Annotated in this window: 24 protein-coding genes and 1 other RNA gene; 15 read left to right on the top strand and 10 right to left on the bottom strand. The window is 54.6% G+C overall.

Annotated features, from left to right (window positions below; genetic code table 11):
• Window positions 1-663 carry a UPF0149 family protein gene (locus tag NNL38_RS02335; RefSeq protein WP_255389439.1) on the bottom strand — a complete coding sequence of 221 codons (663 nt, stop codon included), beginning with the start codon at window positions 661-663 and terminating at the stop codon, window positions 1-3.
• A 304-nt stretch (window positions 664-967) separates the two neighbouring features.
• On the opposite strand from NNL38_RS02335, the gene zapA reads away from it, so the two are divergent.
• From zapA to serA, 5 genes are all read left to right on the top strand, one after another.
• The gene (gene zapA / locus NNL38_RS02330; RefSeq protein ID WP_255389437.1) at window positions 968-1,270 is read left to right on the top strand and encodes a cell division protein ZapA; all 303 of its coding nucleotides are present in this window, start codon (window positions 968-970) and stop codon (window positions 1,268-1,270) included.
• Between the two features lie 7 nt (window positions 1,271-1,277).
• Window positions 1,278-1,459: non-coding RNA, 6S RNA (gene ssrS, locus NNL38_RS02325), on the top strand.
• 89 nt (window positions 1,460-1,548) lie between these two features.
• Window positions 1,549-2,154, top strand: coding sequence for a 5-formyltetrahydrofolate cyclo-ligase (locus NNL38_RS02320; protein WP_255389435.1), 606 nt, complete (start codon window positions 1,549-1,551; stop codon window positions 2,152-2,154).
• Window positions 2,155-2,247: 93 nt separating this feature from the next.
• Complete coding sequence (rpiA, locus tag NNL38_RS02315) at window positions 2,248-2,907, top strand: ribose-5-phosphate isomerase RpiA (RefSeq protein ID WP_255389433.1); 660 nt, start codon at window positions 2,248-2,250, stop codon at window positions 2,905-2,907.
• A gap of 260 nt (window positions 2,908-3,167) precedes the next feature.
• Complete coding sequence (serA, locus tag NNL38_RS02310) at window positions 3,168-4,397, top strand: phosphoglycerate dehydrogenase (protein WP_255389431.1); 1,230 nt, start codon at window positions 3,168-3,170, stop codon at window positions 4,395-4,397.
• A 248-nt stretch (window positions 4,398-4,645) separates the two neighbouring features.
• Here the strand turns inward: serA and NNL38_RS02305 are convergent, their stop codons facing one another.
• Together NNL38_RS02305 and NNL38_RS02300 are read right to left on the bottom strand one after the other, a co-directional pair.
• A complete protein-coding gene (locus tag NNL38_RS02305; protein WP_255389429.1) occupies window positions 4,646-5,350 on the bottom strand; it encodes an oxidative stress defense protein in 705 nt (234 codons plus the stop codon).
• Window positions 5,351-5,478: 128 nt separating this feature from the next.
• Window positions 5,479-6,375 carry a LysR family transcriptional regulator ArgP gene (locus tag NNL38_RS02300; protein WP_255389427.1) on the bottom strand — a complete coding sequence of 299 codons (897 nt, stop codon included), beginning with the start codon at window positions 6,373-6,375 and terminating at the stop codon, window positions 5,479-5,481.
• A 131-nt stretch (window positions 6,376-6,506) separates the two neighbouring features.
• Between NNL38_RS02300 and NNL38_RS02295 the strand changes: the two genes are divergently transcribed.
• Entirely contained in the window at window positions 6,507-7,142 is a 636-nt protein-coding gene (locus NNL38_RS02295; RefSeq protein ID WP_255390540.1) for a LysE/ArgO family amino acid transporter, read from the top strand.
• Window positions 7,129-7,623, top strand: coding sequence for a YbaK/EbsC family protein (locus NNL38_RS02290; RefSeq protein WP_255389426.1), 495 nt, complete (start codon window positions 7,129-7,131; stop codon window positions 7,621-7,623). Before NNL38_RS02295 ends, NNL38_RS02290 begins: the two co-directional genes overlap by 14 nt.
• A gap of 93 nt (window positions 7,624-7,716) precedes the next feature.
• Here the strand turns inward: NNL38_RS02290 and mscS are convergent, their stop codons facing one another.
• From mscS to tkt, 5 genes are all read right to left on the bottom strand, one after another.
• Window positions 7,717-8,601: a small-conductance mechanosensitive channel MscS gene (mscS, locus tag NNL38_RS02285; protein WP_255389425.1), complete on the bottom strand. Its 885-nt coding sequence runs from the start codon at window positions 8,599-8,601 to the stop codon at window positions 7,717-7,719.
• Window positions 8,602-8,906: 305 nt separating this feature from the next.
• The gene (gene fbaA / locus NNL38_RS02280) at window positions 8,907-9,983 is read right to left on the bottom strand and encodes a class II fructose-bisphosphate aldolase (RefSeq protein WP_255389424.1); all 1,077 of its coding nucleotides are present in this window, start codon (window positions 9,981-9,983) and stop codon (window positions 8,907-8,909) included.
• Window positions 9,984-10,123: 140 nt separating this feature from the next.
• The gene (locus NNL38_RS02275; protein WP_255389422.1) at window positions 10,124-11,287 is read right to left on the bottom strand and encodes a phosphoglycerate kinase; all 1,164 of its coding nucleotides are present in this window, start codon (window positions 11,285-11,287) and stop codon (window positions 10,124-10,126) included.
• Between the two features lie 79 nt (window positions 11,288-11,366).
• A complete protein-coding gene (epd, locus tag NNL38_RS02270; RefSeq protein ID WP_255389421.1) occupies window positions 11,367-12,416 on the bottom strand; it encodes an erythrose-4-phosphate dehydrogenase in 1,050 nt (349 codons plus the stop codon).
• 243 nt (window positions 12,417-12,659) lie between these two features.
• A complete protein-coding gene (gene tkt / locus NNL38_RS02265; RefSeq protein WP_255389420.1) occupies window positions 12,660-14,657 on the bottom strand; it encodes a transketolase in 1,998 nt (665 codons plus the stop codon).
• A 397-nt stretch (window positions 14,658-15,054) separates the two neighbouring features.
• Here tkt and metK point away from each other — a divergent pair, with 397 nt between their 5' ends.
• The 7 genes from metK to ruvX all read left to right on the top strand — a co-directional run bounded on the left by metK (window position 15,055) and on the right by ruvX (window position 20,658).
• Window positions 15,055-16,209, top strand: a complete 1,155-nt coding sequence (gene metK / locus NNL38_RS02260) for a methionine adenosyltransferase (protein ID WP_255389419.1) — start codon at window positions 15,055-15,057, stop codon at window positions 16,207-16,209.
• A 105-nt stretch (window positions 16,210-16,314) separates the two neighbouring features.
• Window positions 16,315-16,830 (top strand): SprT family zinc-dependent metalloprotease, encoded by a 516-nt coding sequence (locus tag NNL38_RS02255; RefSeq protein ID WP_255389418.1) that lies wholly within the window; start codon window positions 16,315-16,317, stop codon window positions 16,828-16,830.
• Window positions 16,831-16,947: 117 nt separating this feature from the next.
• Window positions 16,948-17,652, top strand: a complete 705-nt coding sequence (endA, locus tag NNL38_RS02250; protein ID WP_255389417.1) for a deoxyribonuclease I — start codon at window positions 16,948-16,950, stop codon at window positions 17,650-17,652.
• Between the two features lie 152 nt (window positions 17,653-17,804).
• Window positions 17,805-18,536 carry a 16S rRNA (uracil(1498)-N(3))-methyltransferase gene (gene rsmE, locus NNL38_RS02245; protein WP_255389416.1) on the top strand — a complete coding sequence of 244 codons (732 nt, stop codon included), beginning with the start codon at window positions 17,805-17,807 and terminating at the stop codon, window positions 18,534-18,536.
• Window positions 18,537-18,566: 30 nt separating this feature from the next.
• Window positions 18,567-19,514: a glutathione synthase gene (gene gshB / locus NNL38_RS02240; protein WP_255389415.1), complete on the top strand. Its 948-nt coding sequence runs from the start codon at window positions 18,567-18,569 to the stop codon at window positions 19,512-19,514.
• Window positions 19,515-19,663: 149 nt separating this feature from the next.
• Complete coding sequence (locus tag NNL38_RS02235) at window positions 19,664-20,233, top strand: YqgE/AlgH family protein (protein WP_255389414.1); 570 nt, start codon at window positions 19,664-19,666, stop codon at window positions 20,231-20,233.
• Window positions 20,230-20,658, top strand: a complete 429-nt coding sequence (gene ruvX, locus NNL38_RS02230) for a Holliday junction resolvase RuvX (protein ID WP_255389412.1) — start codon at window positions 20,230-20,232, stop codon at window positions 20,656-20,658. The genes NNL38_RS02235 and ruvX overlap by 4 nt, the downstream gene beginning before the upstream one ends.
• A 365-nt stretch (window positions 20,659-21,023) precedes the next feature.
• Here ruvX and NNL38_RS02225 read toward each other — a convergent pair whose 3' ends face one another.
• Together NNL38_RS02225 and NNL38_RS02220 are read right to left on the bottom strand one after the other, a co-directional pair.
• Window positions 21,024-22,130: a PilT/PilU family type 4a pilus ATPase gene (locus tag NNL38_RS02225; protein ID WP_255389410.1), complete on the bottom strand. Its 1,107-nt coding sequence runs from the start codon at window positions 22,128-22,130 to the stop codon at window positions 21,024-21,026.
• A 42-nt stretch (window positions 22,131-22,172) separates the two neighbouring features.
• Window positions 22,173-23,201, bottom strand: coding sequence for a type IV pilus twitching motility protein PilT (locus NNL38_RS02220; protein ID WP_255389408.1), 1,029 nt, complete (start codon window positions 23,199-23,201; stop codon window positions 22,173-22,175).
• Between the two features lie 23 nt (window positions 23,202-23,224).
• Between NNL38_RS02220 and NNL38_RS02215 the strand changes: the two genes are divergently transcribed.
• The gene (locus NNL38_RS02215) at window positions 23,225-23,926 is read left to right on the top strand and encodes a YggS family pyridoxal phosphate-dependent enzyme (protein WP_255389407.1); all 702 of its coding nucleotides are present in this window, start codon (window positions 23,225-23,227) and stop codon (window positions 23,924-23,926) included.
• Window positions 23,927-23,939 lie beyond the last annotated feature (13 nt).

The raw sequence follows: 23,939 nt of genomic DNA, 5'->3' as shown, positions 1-23,939 counted from the left end.
TTAGTGCAGGGTCGGCTTCTGATCCGGACTGATCCCCGGAATATACGGCTTTTCCTCATCCGCAGTATCCTGCTCACCCTGACGCTGGCTCAGCTCGACCAGGCAGGTCAGGATACATTCCGGCACATAAGCCAGCACGTTGTCGAATAGTGCTGCCTGCTCCGCCAGATCGTCATCTTCGTCAATCCCCAGCTGGGCAATTTCTTCCAGAATAGAAATGGCTTCGGTGACCTCCGGCGACAGCTTGTGTTTTTCCACCCCCATCAGGCCCAGGCCGGAAATGAAGTTGGTCGCCCACTCGCTCAGGCCTTCCGCGCGCAGCAGCAAATCCGCGTTAGCTTCCGGCAGTAATAGTGAGACATGAAACTCCGCATCCGCCAGCTCAGCGGCGGTCGAGGTGGTCAGTTGAGTCACCAGGCCGCCCAGCTCCGCAGCCGCGGCGTCATACACGCCGCTGACGGCTGCCTTGGCGCCGTCCGTCAGGGGGGCGCCTTCGTTGGCATAGTCACAGACCGGGCCGACCCAGCTTTCATCTTCAACCGACATGCCACCGCAAATCATCCCGCTCAGCAAGCCATGGAGCTCTGACGGCGTGACCGCCAAACCGTGATCCTTGAAAGCCGCTTCCACCGCTGTATACGCGGGTAATGTCACTTTGCTCATGGGCGTTTACCTTAATTTCATTGGTGCTCATTCTAATTGTGGTATGCTACCACTAAGGCGCAAAACAGGCTAATGACCTGGCACCAATTCGCAGCCTTCATCCCCTTTTGGCACGCGTTGCAAAGTACCGGAAAGTCTGCGCCGGAGCAGCGCGAAGACCAACTGGCTAGTCCCTGACCACTTGTGGCAAAGCGTGACGCACAGGCTTGCATGTTGAAAATGCTTTTTCTATATTTAGCCACCTATCGCGAATCGTCGGCGCTGGCTGAGACAGCCAACTGGCACGGAGCAAAAAAATAAGTTTATGAGTACTCAGGCTGTTGAAATTCAAATTTTAGGGCGTAGCCTAAAGGTAAATTGCCCGCTCGGCCAGGAAGCAGCACTCCGGGCTGCTGCCGAAGATTTTGATCAGCGTCTGCAGGATTTGTCCGAACGGACTAATATCAATAATGCCGAGCAGTTGTTGATGTTCACCGGCCTGAACATTTGTCATGAACTGCATAGCGAGCGCCAGATACAACAAAGCAATGACGAAGATTTATCCAATAGAATCAACCAACTAACAGAAAATTTGGATAAGGCATTGCAAATTCAACCAAAGCGTTGATAATGAATTGACCCTGGGGTGTACGTCAGTGGATTAACGTCCCCGAGCCGATAAGCAAAAAACCAGGATCTGCTTTGATTAGCTACTGAGCAGGCTCAGCTCGACTGAGAAGCCTACGGTTAATGTTGCCGATCCACCTTGAACGTCTGGTTCAAGGGCCACAATTCACAACGGCACCTTGGGGCATCCCTATCTTTAACGAGAAACGGCAACGGATACGCGCTTCTCGGCACTTGTCTTCATTTTTCTGCTGAATTCTCACAGTCACCGGATGACCTATGGAACAACCGATTCAGCCATCTTCACCGCGCCAGCATATTCGTCAGCACATTCGCCTGCGTCGCCGCGCCCTGACGCCAATCGAGCAACAGCAAGCCAGCGATAAGCTGCTGATCCGGTTTCAGCAACTTCCCAGTGTCCTGCAGGCAACCCATATCGCCCTGTACCTGGCCAGCGATGGGGAAATTGACACCCGACCGCTCATTAACTGGCTGTGGCAACAGGGAAAATGCGTCTACCTGCCGGTACTGCACCCGTTCAGCAAGGGACATCTGCTGTTTCTCCACTACACGCCGGCCACCCGGATGACCCGTAATAAATACCGGATTGATGAGCCACGCCTCGATATTCGCCTGGTCAAACCCGTCTATGAACTGGATCTGGTCTGCACCCCGCTGGTGGCGTTTGACAGCACCGGCCAACGCCTGGGCATGGGCGGCGGTTATTATGATCGCACGCTTAACCGCTGGCACCACCACCGGCAAGGGCCGCAGCCGCTGGGGCTGGCTCATGACTGCCAGCAGGTCGACATGCTGCCGTTTGAAGCCTGGGATGTACCACTGCCGGAAATTCTGACCCCGAGCTGCCATTTCAACTGGGAGTAACGGCGGGAGGCGCCCAAGAATTGCCTGACGCCCGGCTTGGGGTTCGCTATAATCAGCGCTCCGCGCAACGTTTGTCATCACTAGGAGAAAGGCATGACACAAGATGAAATGAAGAAAGCTGCCGGTTGGGCTGCACTGGATTACGTCAAGAAAGGCAGCATTGTCGGGGTCGGCACAGGCTCAACCGTGAATCACTTCATCGATGCTCTGGCAACCCGTAAGGAAGAAATCAAAGGCGCCGTGTCGAGCTCAGTCGCCTCGACCCAGCGCCTGGAAGAACTCGGCATTCCGGTGTTCGATGCCAACGAAGTCTCCGAACTGGATATCTATGTCGACGGCGCCGATGAAATCAACGGTGATTACGACATGATCAAAGGCGGTGGCGCCGCCCTGACGCGCGAGAAAATCGTCGCCGCCATTGCCAAAACCTTTGTGTGTATTGTCGATAACACCAAACAGGTTGAGGTACTGGGCCAATTTCCGCTCCCGGTGGAAGTGATCCCGATGGCCCGCTCCTACATCGGCCGCGAGCTGGTGAAGCTGGGCGGCGATCCGGTCTACCGTGAAGGCTGCGTGACCGACAACGGCAACATCATCCTGGATGTGCACAACATGCAGATCACCGACCCGAAAGTGCTGGAAGATCAAATCAATGCCCTGCCGGGCGTGGTCACCGTCGGCCTGTTTGCCCACCGTGGCGCAGACGTCCTGCTGGTCGGTTCTCCGGAAGGCGTGAAAAAGTTCGAAAAATAAACCGTGCTTTGACCTCAGCGGCTGAGTCCTGTTATTTGATTACAAAACGGCATAATTTATGCCGTTTTTTCTTATCTTTATTGTAATATTCTTACCCATGGTGACTATTTTTTGATACTTTAATACCAGCATGTAGCAAACGTTTGAGTCAGGGCCAAGGGCACCGGTATGCAGGTATTACCCACATGCTAGCCGTTTCTGTCCGCACGCTGGTTTCCCGCCTGAGAGCGCCGACTCATGTTTTTAAGGATGAGAACCCAATGGCTAAAGTTTCACTGGATAAAGACAAAATTAAGATTCTCTTGCTCGAAGGGGTTCACCCGTCAGCAATTGAAGTATTGCAACAGGCCGGCTACACCAATATCGAATATCACAAAGGCTCCCTGGCCGGCGATGAGCTGTTGGAAGCCGTCAAAGATGCGCACTTCATCGGGATCCGCTCCCGTACCCAGTTGACCGAAGAAGTTTTCAGTGCCGCGCAAAAACTCAATGCCGTCGGCTGTTTCTGCATCGGGACCAATCAGGTCGATCTCGATGCCGCCATGCGCCGCGGGATCCCGGTTTTCAATGCCCCATTTTCCAATACCCGCAGCGTCGCCGAACTCGTGCTGGGAGAAACCCTGTTGCTGCTGCGCGGGATCCCGGAAAAAAATGCCAAAGCCCACCGGGGCGAGTGGCAGAAATCGGCCGACCACTCCTTTGAAGCCCGCGGCAAAAAGCTGGGGATCATCGGTTACGGCCATATCGGGACTCAGCTGGGGATCCTGGCCGAAAACCTCGGTATGGACGTCTACTTCTACGATATCGAAAACAAGCTGTCCCTAGGCAATGCCACCCAGGTCCCTTCCCTGACCGAACTGCTCAACAAGTGTGACGTGATCAGCCTGCATGTGCCGGAAACAGCTGAAACCCAGGACATGATGGGGGCCGAAGAATTCGCCCGCATGAAGCCGGGCTCGATCTTTATCAATGCCGCCCGCGGGACTGTGGTCGATATTGATTCGCTATGTAGCGCGCTGGAGAGCAAGCATCTGGCCGGTGCGGCCATTGACGTGTTCCCGGTCGAGCCAAAAACCAACCTGGACCCGTTTGAGTCGCCACTGACCAAGTTCGACAATGTGCTGCTGACCCCGCACATCGGCGGCTCAACCCAGGAAGCGCAACAGAACATCGGTATCGAAGTCGCCGGCAAGCTAGCCAAATACTCCGACAACGGCTCGACCCTGTCAGCCGTCGGTTTCCCGGAAGTCTCGCTGCCGGAGCACCGTGACTGCTCGCGCCTGCTACACATCCACGAAAACCGCCCGGGGATCCTGAACCAGATCACTACCATCTTCGCCTCGGAAGGGATCAACATTGCCGCGCAATACCTGCAAACCGGCCCGGAAATTGGCTACGTGGTGATTGATGTTGAAACCGAGCGCTCGGAAGAAGCCCTGGCCAAGCTCAAAGCGATCGACGGCACGATCCGTGCCCGTATTCTGCATTAATCAGCGCCATCATCCTTAAAGAAAAACGGCGAGAGGACTCCCCCTCTCGCCGTTTATTCCAAAGCGTTTTCAAAACGCAGTCCGCTTATACCAATCGCAGTAAATAAGGGGTCATCCTAGCTTGTTCAAATGCTCGATAACTGCGTTAGAATTTTTGATTGTAGAATAACCACTTATCTAAAAATTCTGCCTTGTTCTCAAACATTTTTCCGGCGCTATTTCTAATCACTGACTTACTTTGATTGGTATTACTCTTCCAGCTTAAAGACTACCTCAACCCGGTCCCGGATCGTCATTTCCGTATCCTGATAAGTCGCTGCAATTTCCGGCGCACCGGCATCCATCGCCATCTTCATCATCATCACCGGACGCGGCTGCGCAACCTGATAGGTGATCCGCCAGACACCATCTAGCTGGGTGCCAAAGCCTTTGGCCAGAGATTCCGCCTTGGTCTGGGCATCCTTGATCGCGGCCTGGCGCGCCTGCGCCATGTATTCCGCCTCGTTGCTGAGCTTAAGCTGAATATTGTTGATCCGGTTGATCCCATCCCCCAACGCATTATCGAGATAATCATTGAGTTTGCTCAGATCATGCACTGTTACCGTGATATGGCGACTGGCACGGTACCCGGTCAGCTCCGGCTTTTCATCTTTCGGATAGTGATACTGCGGATGCAGGCTGATGTTCGCACTAACGATATCACTGCGGTCCACCCCGCTGGCAACCAGACGCTCAACAAACGCCGTGACGGCTTTATCCACGGCTTGCTTGGCTTCCTTCGCGCTGGTCCGGGTTTCTTCCACCGCCACAGAGAACTCGGCCATATCCGGCTGCGCTGTGACCTCACCCTGGCCAACGGTTTCCAGGTGCGGCACCGCGAGATTGGCAGCAAATGCCGGTGTCACGCCCAGTGCTGCAATCCCCAGGGCAACCGCCAGTAGATGTTTCTTCATAAGCTCTCCAGTTCATAACATTGATTGAGTCTGAAAGGTTGGACAACAAAGAGTCGCAAACTATCCGTTGCCGCGCATAAAATTTTGTACACCGTTTTCAATTTGATGATCTCAGCCACCTGCACTGCCTACTGCGGCAGGATCTGGCGGGCAAAGCGTGTCAAATCCTCAGTCAGCTCTGACAGTACTCCGCTTTCCAGCGCCCAGTGATGCCAGTACATCCGGCGGCTGAGCATGATCTCCGGGGTAACATTGACCAACGATCCCTGGGCCAACTCGGGTTCGATCTGCACCCGAGGGATCAAACAGAATGCAATCCCCTCCAGGGCCAGGCGCACAAAGGCTTCAGACGAGCGCACCGTATGCTTCATCACACTTCCCGGCGGCAGATTGAAATGCTGGTGCACAAACTGCTCATGCATATCATCATGGGGATCAAACGTCACCCCGGGCGCCGCCAACAAGGCATCCCGGGTCACTCCGGCAGAAAAATACTGCCGGACAAATGTCGGGCTAGCGACGCACAGATAATCAACCCGACCCAGATATTCCGCCACACAGCCCGGCAGCGGCCGACTTTCCATGCTGATCGCCCCAACCACCTCGCCACTGCGCAGTTTATCCAGGGTTCGGGCTTCATCCTCCACCAGCAGGTTCAGCTCAATCCGCCGGGACTTCAACAGCGGGCTCAGTGCCGGCAACAGCCAGGTCGCCAGGCTGTCAGCATTGGTGGCAATGGCCACCGACATCGGCTGATCATCAGCATCAGTCACCAGTGCCGGCAACAATTCCTGCTCCAGCAAGCGAACCCGACGGTACAGCCCCAGCATTTTCTGCCCGGCCGGAGTCGGCCGGGGTGGCTGCTCACGCACCAGCATCGGCTGGGCCATCAGCTTCTCCAGCTGCTTGATCCGCTGCGAGACGGCCGACTGGGTAATACACAAATACTCGGCCGCCCGCTCAAATCCCCGTTGGGAAATCACCGCATCCAATGCTTCGATCCAGCGATAATCCAGTCCTCTCATCTACGTGATCCGCCTTCATTAGACTATCTAATGTTATATAAAATTTATTAGTTGTACTTAATCCTACCCTGAAGCGTAAGCTGACGCCAAATCAGACCACCACCAATTCAATCAAAGGAACCACAGCAGTGATGAGTATCTGGGTGTTATTACAAGGGTTTGGACTAGGAGCTAGCATGATCATTCCGATTGGGGCACAAAATGCCTTTGTGCTGAATCAGGGGATCAAACGCAATCACCATCTGACCACGGCGACCACCTGCAGCCTGCTCGATGCCCTCTTTATCAGCCTGGGCATCTTCGGCGGCGGCGCGCTGATCTCCAGCAACGAAACCCTGCTGACCGGCGTGACCATCGGCGGTATTCTGTTTCTGCTGTTCTATGGTGCGTTGTCACTGAGCAGCGCCCTGCGTCCAGCCGATACCAAAGAGGCCTCAGCGCAAAAACTGGCCCGCGGTCGCCGGGCCGTGATCCTCGGCGCGCTGGCCGTCACTGTCCTCAACCCGCATATGTACCTGGATACCGTAGTGATCCTAGGATCAATCGGTGGCCAGTTTGACGGTCACGATCGCATTGCCTTTGCCATCGGGACCATCCTGGCCTCTTTCGTCTGGTTCTATACTATCTCGATTGGCGCCGCCAAACTGGGACCGACGCTGTCGAAGCCCAGGGTGAAAAGAGGGATTGACTTTGCGGTCGCCGCGATGATGTTCTATATCGCCAGCCATCTTGCGCAACAACTGTGGAGCGACTATGTCATCGGATAGACAAAACATCATTTATCAGAACAATCTGAGCCTGTTTCAGCAAACTGGCGTGGGATACCAGTCCTGGCAACACGAGCCAATCTTAGATTATGAAACGGATGCCAAACTGGCCGAGGCACTGGGCTGGACGGCCGCACCGACCAAAAGCCTGTTTCTGAAGCTCAAAGGCGGTGGCCACAGTCTGCTGCTGACCCATAAAAACAGCCGGTTGGACAGCAAGCAGGTGAAGCAGGCGCTGGGCAAACGGGTCTCGGTCTGCAGCCATGAGGAGATGATCGAAGCGATTGGCTGCACACCCGGCGCAGTCTGCCCGTTTGGCCTCGCCGAGAGCATCACTTTACTGGTTGATCCGGTGCTTTATCAGCACCCGGAGCTGATGTATACCCCAGGGAAACCGGAGTATACCTTCGCCTTTGCCAGCGCCGATCTCGACGCCCTGCTGACGGTCCTCCCCAACCCGGTGATCCGGCTCCCGGGTTAACAAAGGCTACCGGAGTGAAAAACAAAGCATAAAAAATGGAGCCGTCGTGGCTCCATTCTTATTGGGGATATTTTTTCTTGTTCCGGCAAAATCTTATGATTCGACCTTGTTCAGATGAACATCCATTTGCGGGAATGGAATTTCAATCCCTTCTTTATCCAGCTCTTCTTTGATCGCCTGCAGCAGATCAAAGTACACCCCCCAGTAATCAGCCGTGTTCACCCAAGGGCGCACGACAAAGTTCACCGAAGAGTCGGCCAGTGCCACGACGCCAATCGTTGGCTCAGGATCTTTCAGGACACGCCCTTCTGCAGCAACAACACGCTCCAGCACCGCTTTGGTTTTCTTCAGGTCCGCCTTGTAAGACACTCCAATCACATAATCAATCCGGCGGGTTTGATGACGGGAGTAGTTGGTAATCGGACCGCCAATCACCGAAGCATTCGGCACCACGACCATCTTGTTGTCCGGTGTTTTCAGTACCGTCGAGAATACCTGGATGGATTCAACCGAGCCGGCTACACCACCCACTTCGACATAGTCACCCGACTTAAACGGACGGAAGGCAACAATCAGCACCCCGGCAGCAAAGTTAGACAGTGAACCTTGCAGTGCCAGACCGACGGCTAAACCGGCGGCACCGATGACCGCGACCACAGACGCTGTTTGAACGCCAATACGGCCAAGTGCAGCAATCAGCACAATCACAAACAGCAGGTAGCGCACCAGGGAGTGCAGGAACTCAACCACTGCATCATCCATTTGCTTCTTACGCAGCATTTTCGCTACGCCATTGGCGATCATCTTGGTAATAATGTTACCAATAAACAGGATTAACAGGGCTGACAGAAGGTTCACCCCATATTGAATCAGCAATTCCTGATTATCCGCAATCCATGTACCGGCGTTCAGCACACCGTTGGTTAGCTCGTTGTCCTTAATTGTATCAACGACAGTATTTGCAACGCTTTCACTCATACGTATCTTACTCTGCTAATTGATTTTTACGTGATCCCCCACCGTGATAACACACGTCGTGGAAGCATAGTTAAAATTAAGCCGTGCTCAAAGGAATGACTTATGCAATGACCACTATAACAGCGATTCGTGGTATTGGATGAATCCTTCATTAGCCTCGTTGCACGCGATAATACCTTTGGGCACAAAAAACACCAATAAAAATTTGACAAAGATCACACTTCTATCAGTATCCCGTCCTGCTCGCAGGTATAAAAAAGCCCGCAACTGCGGGCTTCACTTTACGACAGAGAAAGAACCTGGTCTTACAGGACGTCAATCGCGTTCAGATCAGAGAACGCTTGTTCCAGACGCTTCACCATCGATGCCTGACCGGCACGCAGCCATACGCGTGGGTCGTAATACTTCTTGTTTGGCGCATCTTCACCGGTTGGGTTACCGATTTGACCCTGCAGGTAATCGTGGTTTTCAGCTTCGTACTGGCGGATACCGTCCCAAGTTGCCCACTGAGTATCGGTGTCGATGTTCATTTTGATCACACCGTAAGAGATAGATTCGCGGATCTCTTCCAGAGATGAGCCAGAGCCACCGTGGAAAACGAAGTTCAGTGCGTTCGATGCGATACCGAATTTCTCAGCACAGTAAGCCTGAGAGTCACGCAGAATCGTCGGCGTCAGCACAACGTTACCTGGCTTGTAAACACCGTGTACGTTACCGAACGAAGCTGCGATGGTGAAACGGTGGCTGATTGCATTCAGTTTTTCGTAAGCGTATGCAACATCTTCCGGAGACGTGTACAGCTCAGACTGATCCATATCGGTGTTATCAACGCCGTCTTCTTCACCACCAGTACAACCCAGTTCGATTTCCAGCGTCATGTTCATCTTCGCCATGCGCTCAAGGTACTTGGCACAGATCTCGATGTTTTCTTCCAGAGACTCTTCAGACAGGTCGATCATGTGAGAAGAAAACAGTGGCTTACCTGTTTGGGCGAAGAACTCTTCACCGGCATCCAGCAGACCGTCGATCCAAGGCAGCAGTTTCTTCGCCGCGTGGTCAGTGTGCAGGATCACAGGCACGCCGTAAGACTCAGCAATGGCGTGAACATATTTTGCACCGGCAACCGCACCTTTAATTTGTGCTTCCTGACCTTCTAGTTTCAGTCCTTTACCAGCGAAGAAACCAGCACCGCCGTTTGAAAACTGAATCACAACTGGTGCTTTCACTTTCGCAGCCGCTTCCAGAACAGCGTTGATTGAGTCAGTGTTAACCACGTTCACCGCTGGCAGTGCAAATTGCTTTTCTTTTGCAACTTCAAATACTTTCTGTACGTCGTCGCCAGAAATCACACCAGGTTTTACGAAATCGAAGATCTTAGACATAACAATAGTCCTATTTGCCTTGTTGTCTGTTTGAAATAGAAATCTTTGCAATCGTTTGCTTCAGGCCGGTATTCTACAAAATTGCAGCCTGATGAACAAACAATTCAGTGCGGGAGCCACCCGGCTCCCGCACCATTGAATTAAGCTTTAGCACGCTCTTCCAGCATCGCAACGGCTGGCAGTTGCTTACCTTCTACGAATTCCAGGAATGCGCCGCCGCCGGTTGAGATGTAAGAAACATCCGCTTTGATGCCAAATTTGTCGATGGCTGCCAGGGTGTCGCCGCCACCGGCAACAGAGAAGCCTTCAGACCCGGCAATCGCTTCAGAAATGCCTTTGGTACCGGCTTCAAAGTTCTTGAACTCGAATACGCCAACCGGGCCGTTCCACAGGATGGTTTTGGCATCTTTCAGGATTTTCGCCAGCGCTTCGGTTGACTCAGGGCCCAGGTCGAAGATCATGTCATCGTCCTGAACTTCAGAAACGTGTTTGATTTCCGCTTCTGCGTTCTCGTCAAATGCTTTGGCACAGGCAACGTCCGTGGCAACCGGAATCGCACACTCTTCCATCAATTTCTTCGCGGTGTCGACCAGATCCGCTTCGTACAGCGATTTACCCACGTTGTGGCCAGCGGCTGCGATGAAGGTGTTGGCGATACCACCACCAACCACCAGCTGATCAGCCACTTTAGACAGCGACTCCAGCACTGTCAGCTTGGTTGACACTTTAGAACCACCCACAATCGCTACCATTGGACGTGCAGGTTTGTCCATCGCTTTACCCAGGGCGTCCAGCTCATTGGCCAGCAGCGGACCGGCACACGCAATCGGGGCGAACATGCCGACACCGTGCGTCGATGCCTGAGCACGGTGCGCAGTCCCGAATGCATCCATCACGAAGACGTCACACAGCGCCGCGTATTGCTTCGACAGTGCTTCTTCGTTCTTCTTCTCGCCTTTGTTGAAGCGAACATTTTCCAGAACCACCAGCTCACCGGCGTTCAATTCAATCCCGTCCAGGTAATCTTTCGCCAGTTTCACGTCGCAATCGAGCGCGTCGTTGAGGTAGTTCACAACAGGCTGCAGAGAGAACTCTTCCGCGTACTCACCTTCTGTCGGGCGGCCCAGGTGAGATGTCACCATGACTTTCGCACCCGCTTCCAGGCAGTGCTTGATGGTAGGCAGCGATGCCAGAATACGTGCATCAGAAGTTACTTTGCCGTCTTTCACTGGCACGTTCAGGTCAGCACGGATAAATACGCGTTTACCTGCAAGGTCCAGATCAGTCATCTTGATTACAGACATGGTTTGTCCTCTCAACATTGATTAATTTAAAGTCAAAGTTTTACCGGCCCGGCATCATTGCCCGGCCTGTTCATTCTTACTACTCGGTTGTTTCAGGCTGCGCATCAGCTGCCTGCATTGCCAGCGCGGTGTCCAGCATCCGGTTGGCAAATCCCCATTCGTTATCACACCAGACCAGGAGTTTGATTAAATGCTGGTTACTGACCCGGGTCTGGGTGCCGTCGACAATGGCACTGTGCGGATCGTGATTAAAGTCAATCGACACCAGGGGCGCTTCGGTATAGTCAACAATACCGTCTAATGTACAACGAGACGCGTCTGCCAGTGATTGATTTACGTCATTAACTTTCACGTTTGTTTTCACGGTGACACTTAAATCCATCGCCGTGACATTAATTGTGGGCACACGCACAGAGATTGCTTCAAATTTGTCAGAAAATTTCGGAAAGATTCGACCAATCCCCAGGTGAAGTTTGGTATCGACCGGAATAATGGATTGGCTGGCAGCGCGGGTACGACGCAGGTCGTTGTGGTACGCATCAATGACTTGCTGGTCATTCATCGCAGAATGAATCGTGGTGATGGTGCCGGACTCGATGCCGAACGTTTCATCCAGCACTTTGATCACAGGAACAATACAGTTGGTAGTACAGGAGCCGTTGGAGACAATTTTATGGTGCGGGCGGAGCGATTGGTGGTTCACGCCATAAATAATGGTGTGATCGATGTCGTTGCCGGCCGGGTGAGAAAACAGAACTTTTTGCGCCCCGGCTTTCAAGTGCGCTTCGCCGTCCTCTCGCGAACCATAAACCCCGGTACAATCAAGCACGATATCGACTTCGAGATCCTGCCACGGCAACAGGTGGATGTCGGACTGATGCAGGATCCGGATGTTGTCCTGTTCGCCATTTTCGTGGGCAATAAACAGGTGCTCCTGATCATGGGTGACAGGCTTGCGAAAACGGCCATGGCTGGTGTCATACTGTAACAAGTGGGCCATCGCTTCCGGCTCGGCCAACTCGTTCACTGCCACGACTTTGATCTGATGATGTTTACCGCTCTCATACAGGGCGCGAAGCACGCTGCGTCCGATACGGCCAAATCCATTGATTGCGACTTTTAGTGTCATATCCGTGCTACAAAATTGATAAGCTGGGTTAGTGTATACCAAGCCAGAATGAGAATCACGATAAATGTGAACACGGTCACCCGGCCAGTAATCCCAATGTAAAACAAATAATTAGCTATCCAATTTCAGCGTCATGACAGGCTTTTCAGCCCAGTGACATTGTGATTGAGATCCCATTTCGTATAAAAAAGGCCTCCGTCCGGAGGCCTTTATTTTACTTGCTAAAATAAATCAAACCGTCACTTATGCCAGCTGCTCTTTGGCGGTGTTCACCACATTTTCAGTGGTGAAGCCGAACATCTCGAACAGCTGACCGGCCGGTGCAGATTCACCGAAAGTGGTCATGCCGATGATGCGGCCGTCAAAGCCGACGTACTTGTACCAGAAGTCGGCGATGCCGGCTTCAATCGCGATACGCGCGGTTACATCGGATGGCAGTACCGCTTCACGGTAAGCGGCATCTTGCTTGTCGAAGGCGTCGGTCGATGGCATGGAGACCACGCGAACCTGCTTGCCGGCAGCCGTCAGTTCGTCGGCAGCTTTCACCGCCAGCTCGACTTCAGAGCCGGTGGCGATCAGGATCAGCTCCGGTTTGCCGTCGCTATCTTTGAGGATGTAACCCCCCTTGGCGATGTCAGCGACCTGCGCTTCAGTGCGGTCCTGCTGAGCCAGGTTCTGGCGCGAGAAGATCAGCGAAGTCGGGCCGTCTTTGCGCTCAATCGCCAGTTTCCAGGCAACGGCAGACTCGACCTGATCACACGGACGCCAGGTGCTCATATTCGGGGTCAGACGCAGCGAGGCGATTTGCTCAACCGGCTGGTGCGTCGGGCCGTCTTCGCCCAGACCGATGGAGTCGTGGGTGTACACCTGAATGTTCTGCACTTTCATCAGGGCTGCCATGCGCATTGCGTTACGGGCGTATTCCATGAACATCAGGAAGGTTGCGCCGTAAGGGACGAAACCGCCGTGCAGGGCGATACCGTTGATGATCGCGGTCATGCCGAACTCACGGACACCGTAGTGGATGTAGTTGCCGGACGCGTCATCCGCGGTCAGGGATTTGGAGCCGGACCACATGGTCAGGTTCGATGGCGCCAGGTCAGCCGAGCCGCCCATGAATTCCGGCAGCAGCTTACCGAACGCTTCCAGCGCATTTTGTGACGCTTTACGCGAGGCGATGTTGGCCGGGTTGGCTTGCAGATCGGCAATGATCTGGCTTGCTTGCGCTTCCCACTCCGCCGGCAGCTCACCGTTCACGCGGCGTTTGAACTCGGCCGCCAGCTCAGGGTAGGCGGCTTCGTACGCAGCCAGCTTCTCGTTCCAGGCCGCTTCTTTAGCAGCGCCGGCTTCTTTGGCATCCCACTCGGCAGCAATGTCAGCCGGGATTTCAAACGGACCGTGGTTCCAGCCCAGGAATTCACGTGCCGCAGCGATTTCGTCGTGGCCCAGTGGCGCGCCGTGACAGTCGTGCGAGCCGGCTTTGTTCGGAGAGCCGAAGCCGATGATGGTCTTGGTGCAGATCAGGGTTGGTTTGCCGCTTTCTGCTTTCGCCGCTTCGATGGCTGCGTTGATCGCTTCCGGATCGTGGCCGTCAACCGCCGGGATCACGTGCCAGCCGTAGGCTTCGAAACGCTTGGCGGTGTCGTCGGTGAACCAGCCTTCCACGTCACCGTCGATGGAGATGCCGTTGTCATCCCAGAACGCGATCAGTTTGCCCAGGCCCAGGGTGCCGGCCAGAGAACAAGCTTCGTGTGAGATCCCTTCCATCAGGCAGCCGTCGCCCATAAAGGCATAGGTGAAGTGATCGACGATGTCGTGACCGTCACGGTTGAACTGATCCGCCATTGCTTTTTCAGCAATCGCCATCCCCACCGCATTGGTGATGCCCTGGCCCAGCGGGCCGGTGGTGGTTTCGATGCCCGGCGCGTAGCCGTACTCCGGGTGGCCCGGGGTTTTCGAGTGCAGCTGACGGAAGTTCTTCAGCTCTTCGATCGGCAGCGCGTAGCCGGTCAGGTGCAGTAGTGAGTAGATCAGCATCGAGCCGTGGCCGTTGGACAGCACGAAGCGGTCACGGTCAGCCCAGTCCGGGTTCTGCGGGTTGTGGTTCATGTGGTCGCGCCACAGGACTTCGGCAATGTCAGCCATCCCCATCGGGGCACCCGGGTGACCGGAGTTGGCTTGTTGGACACCGTCCATGCTCAGGGCACGGATTGCATTAGCAAGATCTTTACGAGAAGGCATGTCTGCTCCAGAAGTTCATCGACAATAATTATTGTGGTATCTGTCCAGCAATAGATGCAGGGGTTGCATCTGAAATCGGCGGGTGAGCATTGTCGCAAAGTCTGCCCTGCCTCTGCAAACGATTTCCCGTAAAAAATCATCCTGATCAAGCACCTGCTCTGAGCTGGGGTGATATTTAAGGCACTAAGCCCCTGAAGCGTAAACGATTGCTTGCGCCGTTCAACTATTTCCACAAAAACTGCGGTATTGATTTAAAACGAGTTGCAGGTATTATAGACGTCTAGACGGAGGTAGCTCTATCCATCAACACGGACATCTATATGCATCATTGATGAATGCTTTTTCACTAGAGCCCCCTCATTTTCCATCGACAAGTCATATTTAAGTGAGTGTACACATGTCAAAGCACCTGTTCACTTCTGAGTCTGTATCAGAAGGACATCCGGATAAAATTGCTGATCAAATCTCTGATGCCGTGTTGGATGCAATCCTGGAACAAGACCCGAAAGCACGAGTTGCGTGTGAGACCTATGTTAAAACCGGTATGGTGATGGTCGGTGGTGAAATTACCACCTCAGCCTGGGTCGATATCGAAGAGATCACCCGTAACACTGTTCGTGAAATCGGCTATGTACACTCTGACATGGGCTTTGATGCCAACTCTTGTGCGGTACTGAGCGCAATTGGTAAACAGTCGCCGGACATCAACCAAGGTGTTGACCGTGAAGATCCGCGCGAGCTGGGTGCCGGCGACCAGGGCATTATGTTCGGCTACGCGACCAACGAAACTGACGTGCTGATGCCGGCACCAGTGACTTATGCGCACCGCCTGGTTGAGCGCCAGGCGAAAATCCGTAAAAACGGCACCCTGCCATGGTTGCGTCCGGATGCAAAAAGCCAGGTCACCTTTGCCTATGATCAGGGCAAAATTGTCGGTATCGACGCCGTTGTGCTGTCAACCCAACACTGTGACAGCATCGAGCTGCCTGTGCTGCAAGAAGCGGTGATGGAAGAGATCATCAAACCGGTTCTGCCAAGCGAGTGGCTGAGCAAAGAGACCAAATACTTCATCAACCCGACCGGTCGTTTTGTGATTGGCGGCCCAATGGGTGACTGTGGCCTGACCGGTCGTAAGATCATCGTTGACACCTACGGCGGTGCTGCGCGTCACGGTGGCGGTGCTTTCTCGGGTAAAGATCCATCAAAAGTTGACCGTAGTGCAGCGTATGCGGCACGTTATGTGGCGAAAAACATCGTTGCTGCCGGCCTGGCTGATCGCTGTGAAATTCAGCTGTCTTACGCCATTGGTGTTGCTGATCCGACATCTATCATGGTCGAGACTTTCGGCACGGAAAAAGTTGCTCACGACGTGATTGTAGAAGCGGTACGTCAGCACTTTGACCTGCGCCCGTACGGCCTGATTGAAATGCTGGATCTGCTACAACCAATCTACCAGAAGACAGCGGCTTACGGTCACTTCGGTCGCGAAGAGTTCCCTTGGGAAAAAACCGACAAAGCCGATCTGCTGCGTGACTTCGCCAACCTGAAGTAAGTCTTCGCACCAGAACGTATATGCCATCTAAAAGGAAGCTTCGGCTTCCTTTTTTGTTGCCACGCCTTTTATACTGCTCCCTCTACCTGCAACCCAGTTTTTGCCATGACATCGCTTCAGTCCCAGCTTCAGTCCCAGCTTCAGTCCCAGCTTCAGTCTCAAATTAAAGCCCGCGTTGCACAGTGTATCGCCCGGGCAAACCAGCAGTTAAACATCACCCTCCCCCTGCCGGTAGTCAGTTTCAGGCAACGGGGAAAAATCGCCGGCAGCGCCCGGCTGCAAAGCTGGGAAGTTCGCTTCAACCCGGTGTTACTGGCAGAAAATCCGCAGGCGTTTCTCGATGAAGTGGTGCCGCACGAAGTCGCCCACCTCATCACCTTTCACCGCTTCGGCAAAGTACGTCCCCACGGCAAAGAGTGGCAAGCGATGATGACCGAGGTCTTCGGCATTCCGGCACGAACCACCCACAGTTTTGATACCCGCTCCGTGCAGGGCCAAACGTTCCGCTATCGCTGCCAGTGCCAGGAGCACCAGCTCACCATCCGGCGACATAATAAAATCCGGCGCCAACAGGCGATCTACCACTGCCGTACCTGCCAGCAGCCGCTCGAGCAGGCCTGAGCGAGCTCTCACCGTTGTGTCACCGGCTCACCGATGACACCCCACCAATGTGAAATGCTTCTAAAAAGCAAGATAGGTGATAGTCTTATCAAATAATTACTATTGATAAGGCTATTTATGAAGTCTGCACTCAAGGTTTTTCTGTTTGCCTTGCTCACGCCCGCCGTCGCTCTGGCAGCCCCGCCAGCCTCGTTCAGCAAAGCGAAAAAAATTGCCGTTCAAATCTATCAGGATCACCCGGTCAGCTTCTACTGTGGCTGCGCCATCACCTGGCAAGGCAGAAAAGGGATCCCGGATCTGCAAAGCTGCGGCTACCAGATCCGAAAACAGCCCAAACGGGCCAGCCGGATTGAGTGGGAGCACGTGGTTCCGGCCTGGCAATTCGGCCACCAGCTCCAGTGCTGGCAGGACGGCGGTCGAAAGAACTGCCGTAAAAACGCCGCCTTTAGAACCATGGAAGCTGATTTGCACAATTTGACCCCGACGATCGGTGAGGTGAACGGCGACCGCTCCAATTTCAGCTTTATGCCGTGGAGCCATCAGCAGGGCGCCTATTACGGTCAGTGCGCGATGAAAGTCGATTTCAAAGCCCGCCGGGCCGATCCGCCCGTCGCTGCCCGTGGCCCCATTGCCCGGATCTATCTCTATATGAGCGATACCTATCCGTTCCGTCTCTCCCGCCAGCAGCGCCAGCTGATGGAAGCCTGGGATCGCCAGCACCCGGTCTCGGACTGGGAATGTGAACGCGACCGCCGGATCGCCAAAGTGCAGCGCAACCACAACCCGTATGTGCTACAGGCCTGCCAGGCACAAGGGCGTTAACCTACCGTCAAAGTCCGGCAGCCTTGTCGCTGCCGGACAAAATTATCCCCCCTGCCTTGTATTTCCCCCTTGCGGCAACCATGTAGTGTCTATCAGCTCTGTATTGATATAATGCAGCCAATCAAAAACCCAAGCAGGTTATTAAAATAGCCATGAGAATTCCCCGTATTTTTCATCCTGAGCCGCTGCCGGCACAAGGCACCATCCTGCTCAGCGACGATGCCGCCAACCATGTCGGCCGTGTCATGCGCATGCAGTCCGGTCAGGAACTGATGCTGTTTGACGGCAGCGATGCCGAGTTTCCGGCGATGATCACCAACGCCAGCAAGAAAAGCGTTGAAGTTGAAATCCAGGGCCGCCATGAGCACAGTGTCGAGTCGCCGCTGGATATTCATTTAGGCCAGGTCGTCTCGCGTGGTGAGAAGATGGAATTTACCATCCAGAAATCGGTCGAGCTGGGGGTCAACACCATCACCCCGCTGATCTCCGAGCGGTGCGGCGTCAAGCTCAATGCCGAGCGCTTTGAAAAGAAGCTGGCACAGTGGCAGAAAATCGCCATCAGTGCCTGTGAGCAATGCGGCCGCAATCGCGTACCGGAAATCCGCCCGATCATGAAGCTGGAAGACTGGTGTGCGGAAGAATACGATGGCCTGAAACTGAACCTGCATCCGCGCGCCAACTACAGCATCAACACCCTGCCGGCACCGATCACCAAAGTTCGCCTGCTGATCGGCCCGGAAGGCGGTCTGTCCGGCGAAGAAATTGCCATGACCGAACAATATCAATTTAGTGAAATCCTACTCGGACCGCGTGTACTGCGCACCGAAACCACGGCGATGACGGCTATCACCGCCCTTCAGGTTCGCTTCGGCGATCTCGGCTAACCCTCGGGAAAACAAATTTAGGAGAAACCTATGATCAAACTGGGTATCGTGATGGATCCAATCGCGTCCATCAATATCAAGAAAGACTCCAGCTTCGCCATGTTGCTGGAAGCGCAGCGCCGTGGTTGGGAAATTCATTACATGGAAATGAACGACCTGTCACTGGAGCAAGGCAAAGCCGTTGCCCGCACCCGCACGGTGAGCCTGAAAGAAGATCCAAACGGCTGGTATGAATTCCACAGCGAGCAAGAAATTGCCCTGGCCGATCTGGACGCTGTCCTGATGCGCAAGGATCCGCCGTTTGATACCGAATACATCTACGCCACCTATATCCTCGAGCGTGCCGAGCAGGAAGGCGCCCTGATTGTGAACAAGCCGCAGAGCCTGCGTGACTGTAACGAAAAACTATTCACCGCCTGGTTCCCGGAGCTGACCCCAACCACAGTGGTCACCCGCAGCGCAGAGAAAATTAAAGCCTTCCAGCAAGAGCATGGCGATGTGATCCTCAAGCCGCTGGATGGTATGGGTGGCTCTTCGATCTTCCGTGTAATGCAGGGCGATCCAAACGTCTCGGTGATCATCGAAACCCTGACTAACCACGGCCAGCATTACTGCATGGCACAAACGTTCGTCCCGGATATCACCAACGGCGACAAGCGGATCCTGATCGTCGACGGTGAACCTATGCCTTATTGCCTGGCCCGGATCCCGGCCAAAGGGGAAACCCGCGGCAACCTGGCTGCCGGTGGCCGCGGGGAAGCCCGGCCGATCAGCGAAACCGATCGCCAGATCGCCGAAGCCGTTGCACCGGTACTGAAAGAAAAGGGCCTGATCTTCGTCGGCCTGGATGTAATTGGTGACAAGCTCACCGAAATTAACGTCACTAGCCCAACCTGTATCCGCGAAATTGAAGCCGCCTTTGATATTTCGATCACCGGCAAGCTGATGGATGCGGTCGAGCGCCTGATCAAGGCCTAAAACGCCCACATTGCCGGACCTGGTCAGCCAGCTCCGGCAGTCCCGGCGACGGTCAGAAAGACCATTCGCTGAACTTTTTGCAAGCAATACCATTTCCGGCAAATTGTCGGCATACTGTAAGTAACAGGATAGGTTGTAAGGGCACACTCATGAATCTGACGAATCATTTCCTGGTCGCCATGCCCAGCATGCAGGATCCGAACTTCAAGGGGAGCGTCGTCTATATCTGCGAGCATAACGACGAAGGGGCGATGGGACTGGTGATCAACCTACCGATCGACATTTCCGTCGGCAACATGTTGGATCAAATTGACGTTGAGCGCGATCTGCCGCTGAAAAACCCAGCCAGCCTGGAGCAGCCTGTATTTAACGGTGGTCCGGTGTCCGGCGATCGGGGCTTTGTGCTGCACCTGCACCAGCAAGATGAGGACTTCAGCTCCAGCATTGACATTACCGAGCAGCTGTCCGTCACCACATCAAAAGATATCCTGGCCCTGCTGGGCACCAGCAAGGCACCAGAAAAATTCCTGGTCGCCCTCGGCTATGCCGGCTGGAATGCCGGACAGCTGGAGCAGGAGCTGGCCGAGAATACCTGGCTGACTACCGAAGCCGATCCGGAGGTAGTGTTTAATACCCCGATCAGTGAGCGCTGGGGCAAGGCCGTTGCCCAACTCGGTATCAATGCCGCACACCTTTCAACACAAGCAGGACATGCATGAGTTATTCTCGCAGCGTATTAGCATTTGATTACGGAACAAAAAGTATTGGCGTCGCCATCGGCCAGGAGCTGACCGGCACCGCAAACCCGCTGGCCGCCCTCAAGGCCAAAGATGGCATCCCGAGCTGGGAGGCGATCGAAAAACTGTTGAAGGAATGGCAGCCGGATCTGGTAGTAGTCGGCCTGCCGCTGGATCTCCATGGCGGCGAACTCGAAGCGATTACCCCGCGGGCCAAGAAATTTGCCAACCGCCTGCACGGCCGTTTCGGCTGCCCGGTGGAACTGCATGATGAGCGCCTCAGTACTGCAGAAGCCCGGGCCGATTTATTCGACCGGGGCGGCTACCGCAACCTGAGCAAAGGCAACATCGATTCCCAATCCGCCGTGGTGATCCTCGAAAGCTGGTTTGAACAGCAATACGGCTGATTTGTAACATCCCCCGACTTTTCAGCAACGAGCGCAGAGCCATCACCATCCAGGCCAAGCGCTCGCCTCTGCCCCCCTTCTGTCCCGCGTACAGCTTTTCCCTCAAATTGCAGCAAAAAGATCCCGCGCCTCAGAAGCACTCGCAACTTGATCCGGCGCTCCCAGCTGATCCGGGGCCTGATCCGCCTGTACAGCTTTTGGACTTCTGGAACCCAAAAGCTTCCCAAGCTGTACACCTGGATCACCAGCTCAGGATAAACTCTTCTTTATCAGTTACTTGAATATACCGTTCAGCAAAAAGAGCTTTTGGATCATCACAACCCAAAAGCTTTTATCTATGCGTAGGATCATCATGTCGAAGCGTATTAACGCATATCAATGGTCACGCCATCGAGGGCATTTTTCGCCTGCTGGGTCTTGCTGCCGACTTTGATCATCAGGCGTAAATCGTTGGCCGAGTCGGCATGGTGCAGCGCATCCTGCTCAGTAATTTTGCCCTGACTGAACAACTCGTACAGCGACTGATCAAAGGTCATCATGCCTGAATCGGTCGATTTCGCCATCGCTTCTTTAACCTCATGCAGCTCGCCGCGACGGATCAGATCGGCGATCCGCGGTGTATTGAGCAGCAGCTCAAACGCACCATGCCGGCCGACCCCATTAGCATCCGGGATCAACTGCTGGGCCAGAATACATTTAAGGTTGAGCGACAGATCAAACAGGAACTGCTCGCGCCGCTCTTTCGGCACCAGATGCAGGATCCGCTCCAGCGCCTGATTGGCATTGTTGGCATGCAGGGTTGCCATGCACAAGTGACCGGTTTCGGCAAAGTTCATCGCGTACTCCATGGTCTCCGGAGTCCGGATCTCGCCAATCAGGATCATATCCGGCGCCTGGCGCAACGAGTTTTTCAGTGCCACATCGTAGCTTTCGGTATCCAGCCCGACTTCACGTTGAGTGATGATACAGCGATGATGCTTGTGCACGAACTCAATCGGATCTTCCACCGTCAGAATATGGCCGCTGCGGTTGTGATTGCGATAGCCGGTCAGCGCCGCCATGGTGGTCGACTTACCCGAGCCGGTCGCCCCGACCACCAGCACCAGTCCCCGCTTGGCCAGAGCCATCTTCTGCATATCCATCGGCAGGTTGAGCGCATGTAGATCCGGGATTTCGGTTTCTATCCGGCGGATCACCATCCCCGGCATTTCCCGCTGCCAAAAAGCACTGATCCGAAACCGCAGCTCCCCCCGCACCAGGGCAAAATTGGCTTCCTTGGTCGCCGCAAACTCGCTGCGCTGATTGCTGTCCATCGCTTCTGCAAACAAACGATCGACCGCCCCGCGATCCAGCACCTCGCCGACCGGGTGCAAATGACCATCCACCCGCAGCAAGCCGGGGGAGTCCACCGTGAGATAGAGATCCGAGGCCTTGCAGCGCACCATCTCTTCAAGGATCTGCTGTAATGTCATGATGTTACCTTTCCTGTTCAGTCACCCTGCTCTCTCTGTTTGTCACGAGTTACCATCGACAATCCGCCGCCCCTCTTCAGCATCGACGATGCCCTGGGCCACCAGCATCCTGACGCTCTGCTCCATGGTTTGCATGCCCAGCGCCGAGCCGGTCTGGATCATCGAGTACATCTGCGCCACTTTATCTTCCCGGATCAAATTGCGGATCGCCGGGGTGGCCATCATCACTTCATGGGTCGCAACCCGACCGCCGGTGGTACATTTGAGCAGGTGTTGCGAGACCACCGCCCGCAACGATTCCGACAGCATCGAGCGCACCATGGCTTTATCATTGCCCGGGAACACATCGATGATCCGATCAATGGTTTTAGCCGCCGAGCTGGTATGCAAGGTGCCCAGCACCAGGTGACCGGTTTCAGCAGCCGTCAGCGCCAGGCTGATGGTTTCCTGATCGCGCAGCTCACCAACCACAATCACATCCGGGTCTTCACGCAGCGCCGAGCGCAAGGCCCGGTGGAAGCTATGGGTATCGCGATGCACTTCGCGCTGGTTGATCAAACAGCGCTTGCCGTGATGAACAAACTCGACCGGATCTTCAATGGTCAGGATATGGCGGTTGAAGTTCTCGTTTATGTAATCGACCAGGGCTGCAATGGTGGTCGACTTCCCCGAGCCGGTCGCCCCGGTCACCAGCACCAGACCGCGCTGGCACTGGGCGATGTTGTAGAACACCTCGGGCACATTGAGCGAGCTCAGGGACGGTACCTGGACCGGTATGGTCCGGAACACCGCCGCGCAGCCGCGAGCCTGATGAAAAGCATTGACCCGGAAACGGCCGACCTGCGGCAGCTCAAACGAGAAATCCACTTCCAGCTTCTCTTCAAACTCCCGGCGCTGGGCGTCGGTCATAATATCAAACACCAACCGGTGCACTTCCCCATGCTCCAGTGCCGGCAGACTGAGCTTTCTGACATCGCCATCGACCCGGATCATCGGCGCCACCCCGGCAGAAAGGTGCAGATCGGAGGCATTATGCTTTACACTAAAGTCCAGTAGTTCAGTGATATCCATTAACTTTCCCTACAGAATCAATTATGAGCAGTATCAAACAAAACATTGAGCAGGTCATGGCTGAGATAGCCGCGGCCTGCGAAAAATGCGGCCGGCTCGAAAATTCCGTCCAATTGCTGGCCGTCAGCAAGACCAAGCCGATCGCAGCCATTGACGAGGCCATCGCCGCAGGGCAGCTCGCTTTTGGTGAAAACTATGTGCAGGAAGGCGTCGACAAAGTTCAGCATTTTGCCGATCATCCGCAAGCAATGCAGCTGAGCTGGCATTTTATTGGCCCGATCCAGTCCAACAAAACCCGTCCGATTGCCGAGCATTTCGACTGGGTTCATTCTGTTGATCGGCTCAAGATCGCCCGCCGCCTCAGTGAGCAACGCCCGGCTCAACTGCCGCCGCTCAATATCTTACTGCAGGTCAACACCAGCGGCGAAGCCAGCAAATCAGGGATCAGCTTTGACGAGCTGGAAAGCCTGGCCGATGCCATTGCCGGGCTTCCCAACCTGGTGCTGCGCGGGTTAATGTCGATCCCGCAAAAAGCAGAAGATTACGACAGCCAGCTTACAGCTTTTCGCGCCCTGGCCGGCGCCCAGCAGAAACTGCAAGCCAAACACCCGCAGCTCGACACCCTGTCGATGGGAATGAGTGGTGATATGGAAGCGGCCATCGCCGCCGGCAGTACCATCGTCCGGATCGGCACCGCTATTTTCGGGGCGCGTGATTACGCGTAAATATTCAGGATTT

The sequence above is a fragment of the Photobacterium atrarenae genome, assembly GCF_024380015.1.
Classification (GTDB): domain Bacteria; phylum Pseudomonadota; class Gammaproteobacteria; order Enterobacterales; family Vibrionaceae; genus Photobacterium; species Photobacterium atrarenae.
The sequence above is the reverse complement of the archived record's forward strand: the minus strand, read 5'-3'. Positions and strand labels throughout refer to the sequence as shown.

What these genes read in the sequence shown, in the direction of transcription:
- fbaA (WP_255389424.1), bottom strand. Translation starts at nt 9,983, where the DNA reads ATGTCTAAGATCTTCGATTTCGTAAAACCTGGTGTGATTTCTGGCGAC.
- rsmE (WP_255389416.1), top strand. Translation starts at nt 17,805, where the DNA reads ATGAGAATTCCCCGTATTTTTCATCCTGAGCCGCTGCCGGCACAAGGC.
- serA (WP_255389431.1), top strand. Translation starts at nt 3,168, where the DNA reads ATGGCTAAAGTTTCACTGGATAAAGACAAAATTAAGATTCTCTTGCTC.
- NNL38_RS02215 (WP_255389407.1), top strand. Translation starts at nt 23,225, where the DNA reads ATGAGCAGTATCAAACAAAACATTGAGCAGGTCATGGCTGAGATAGCC.
- NNL38_RS02305 (WP_255389429.1), bottom strand. Translation starts at nt 5,350, where the DNA reads ATGAAGAAACATCTACTGGCGGTTGCCCTGGGGATTGCAGCACTGGGC.
- NNL38_RS02295 (WP_255390540.1), top strand. Translation starts at nt 6,507, where the DNA reads ATGAGTATCTGGGTGTTATTACAAGGGTTTGGACTAGGAGCTAGCATG.
- NNL38_RS02275 (WP_255389422.1), bottom strand. Translation starts at nt 11,287, where the DNA reads ATGTCTGTAATCAAGATGACTGATCTGGACCTTGCAGGTAAACGCGTA.
- NNL38_RS02225 (WP_255389410.1), bottom strand. Translation starts at nt 22,130, where the DNA reads ATGACATTACAGCAGATCCTTGAAGAGATGGTGCGCTGCAAGGCCTCG.
- metK (WP_255389419.1), top strand. Translation starts at nt 15,055, where the DNA reads ATGTCAAAGCACCTGTTCACTTCTGAGTCTGTATCAGAAGGACATCCG.
- NNL38_RS02235 (WP_255389414.1), top strand. Translation starts at nt 19,664, where the DNA reads ATGAATCTGACGAATCATTTCCTGGTCGCCATGCCCAGCATGCAGGAT.
- zapA (WP_255389437.1), top strand. Translation starts at nt 968, where the DNA reads ATGAGTACTCAGGCTGTTGAAATTCAAATTTTAGGGCGTAGCCTAAAG.
- NNL38_RS02220 (WP_255389408.1), bottom strand. Translation starts at nt 23,201, where the DNA reads ATGGATATCACTGAACTACTGGACTTTAGTGTAAAGCATAATGCCTCC.
- rpiA (WP_255389433.1), top strand. Translation starts at nt 2,248, where the DNA reads ATGACACAAGATGAAATGAAGAAAGCTGCCGGTTGGGCTGCACTGGAT.
- NNL38_RS02255 (WP_255389418.1), top strand. Translation starts at nt 16,315, where the DNA reads ATGACATCGCTTCAGTCCCAGCTTCAGTCCCAGCTTCAGTCCCAGCTT.
- ruvX (WP_255389412.1), top strand. Translation starts at nt 20,230, where the DNA reads ATGAGTTATTCTCGCAGCGTATTAGCATTTGATTACGGAACAAAAAGT.
- NNL38_RS02290 (WP_255389426.1), top strand. Translation starts at nt 7,129, where the DNA reads ATGTCATCGGATAGACAAAACATCATTTATCAGAACAATCTGAGCCTG.
- epd (WP_255389421.1), bottom strand. Translation starts at nt 12,416, where the DNA reads ATGACACTAAAAGTCGCAATCAATGGATTTGGCCGTATCGGACGCAGC.
- tkt (WP_255389420.1), bottom strand. Translation starts at nt 14,657, where the DNA reads ATGCCTTCTCGTAAAGATCTTGCTAATGCAATCCGTGCCCTGAGCATG.
- gshB (WP_255389415.1), top strand. Translation starts at nt 18,567, where the DNA reads ATGATCAAACTGGGTATCGTGATGGATCCAATCGCGTCCATCAATATC.
- mscS (WP_255389425.1), bottom strand. Translation starts at nt 8,601, where the DNA reads ATGAGTGAAAGCGTTGCAAATACTGTCGTTGATACAATTAAGGACAAC.
- endA (WP_255389417.1), top strand. Translation starts at nt 16,948, where the DNA reads ATGAAGTCTGCACTCAAGGTTTTTCTGTTTGCCTTGCTCACGCCCGCC.
- NNL38_RS02335 (WP_255389439.1), bottom strand. Translation starts at nt 663, where the DNA reads ATGAGCAAAGTGACATTACCCGCGTATACAGCGGTGGAAGCGGCTTTC.
- NNL38_RS02320 (WP_255389435.1), top strand. Translation starts at nt 1,549, where the DNA reads ATGGAACAACCGATTCAGCCATCTTCACCGCGCCAGCATATTCGTCAG.
- NNL38_RS02300 (WP_255389427.1), bottom strand. Translation starts at nt 6,375, where the DNA reads ATGAGAGGACTGGATTATCGCTGGATCGAAGCATTGGATGCGGTGATT.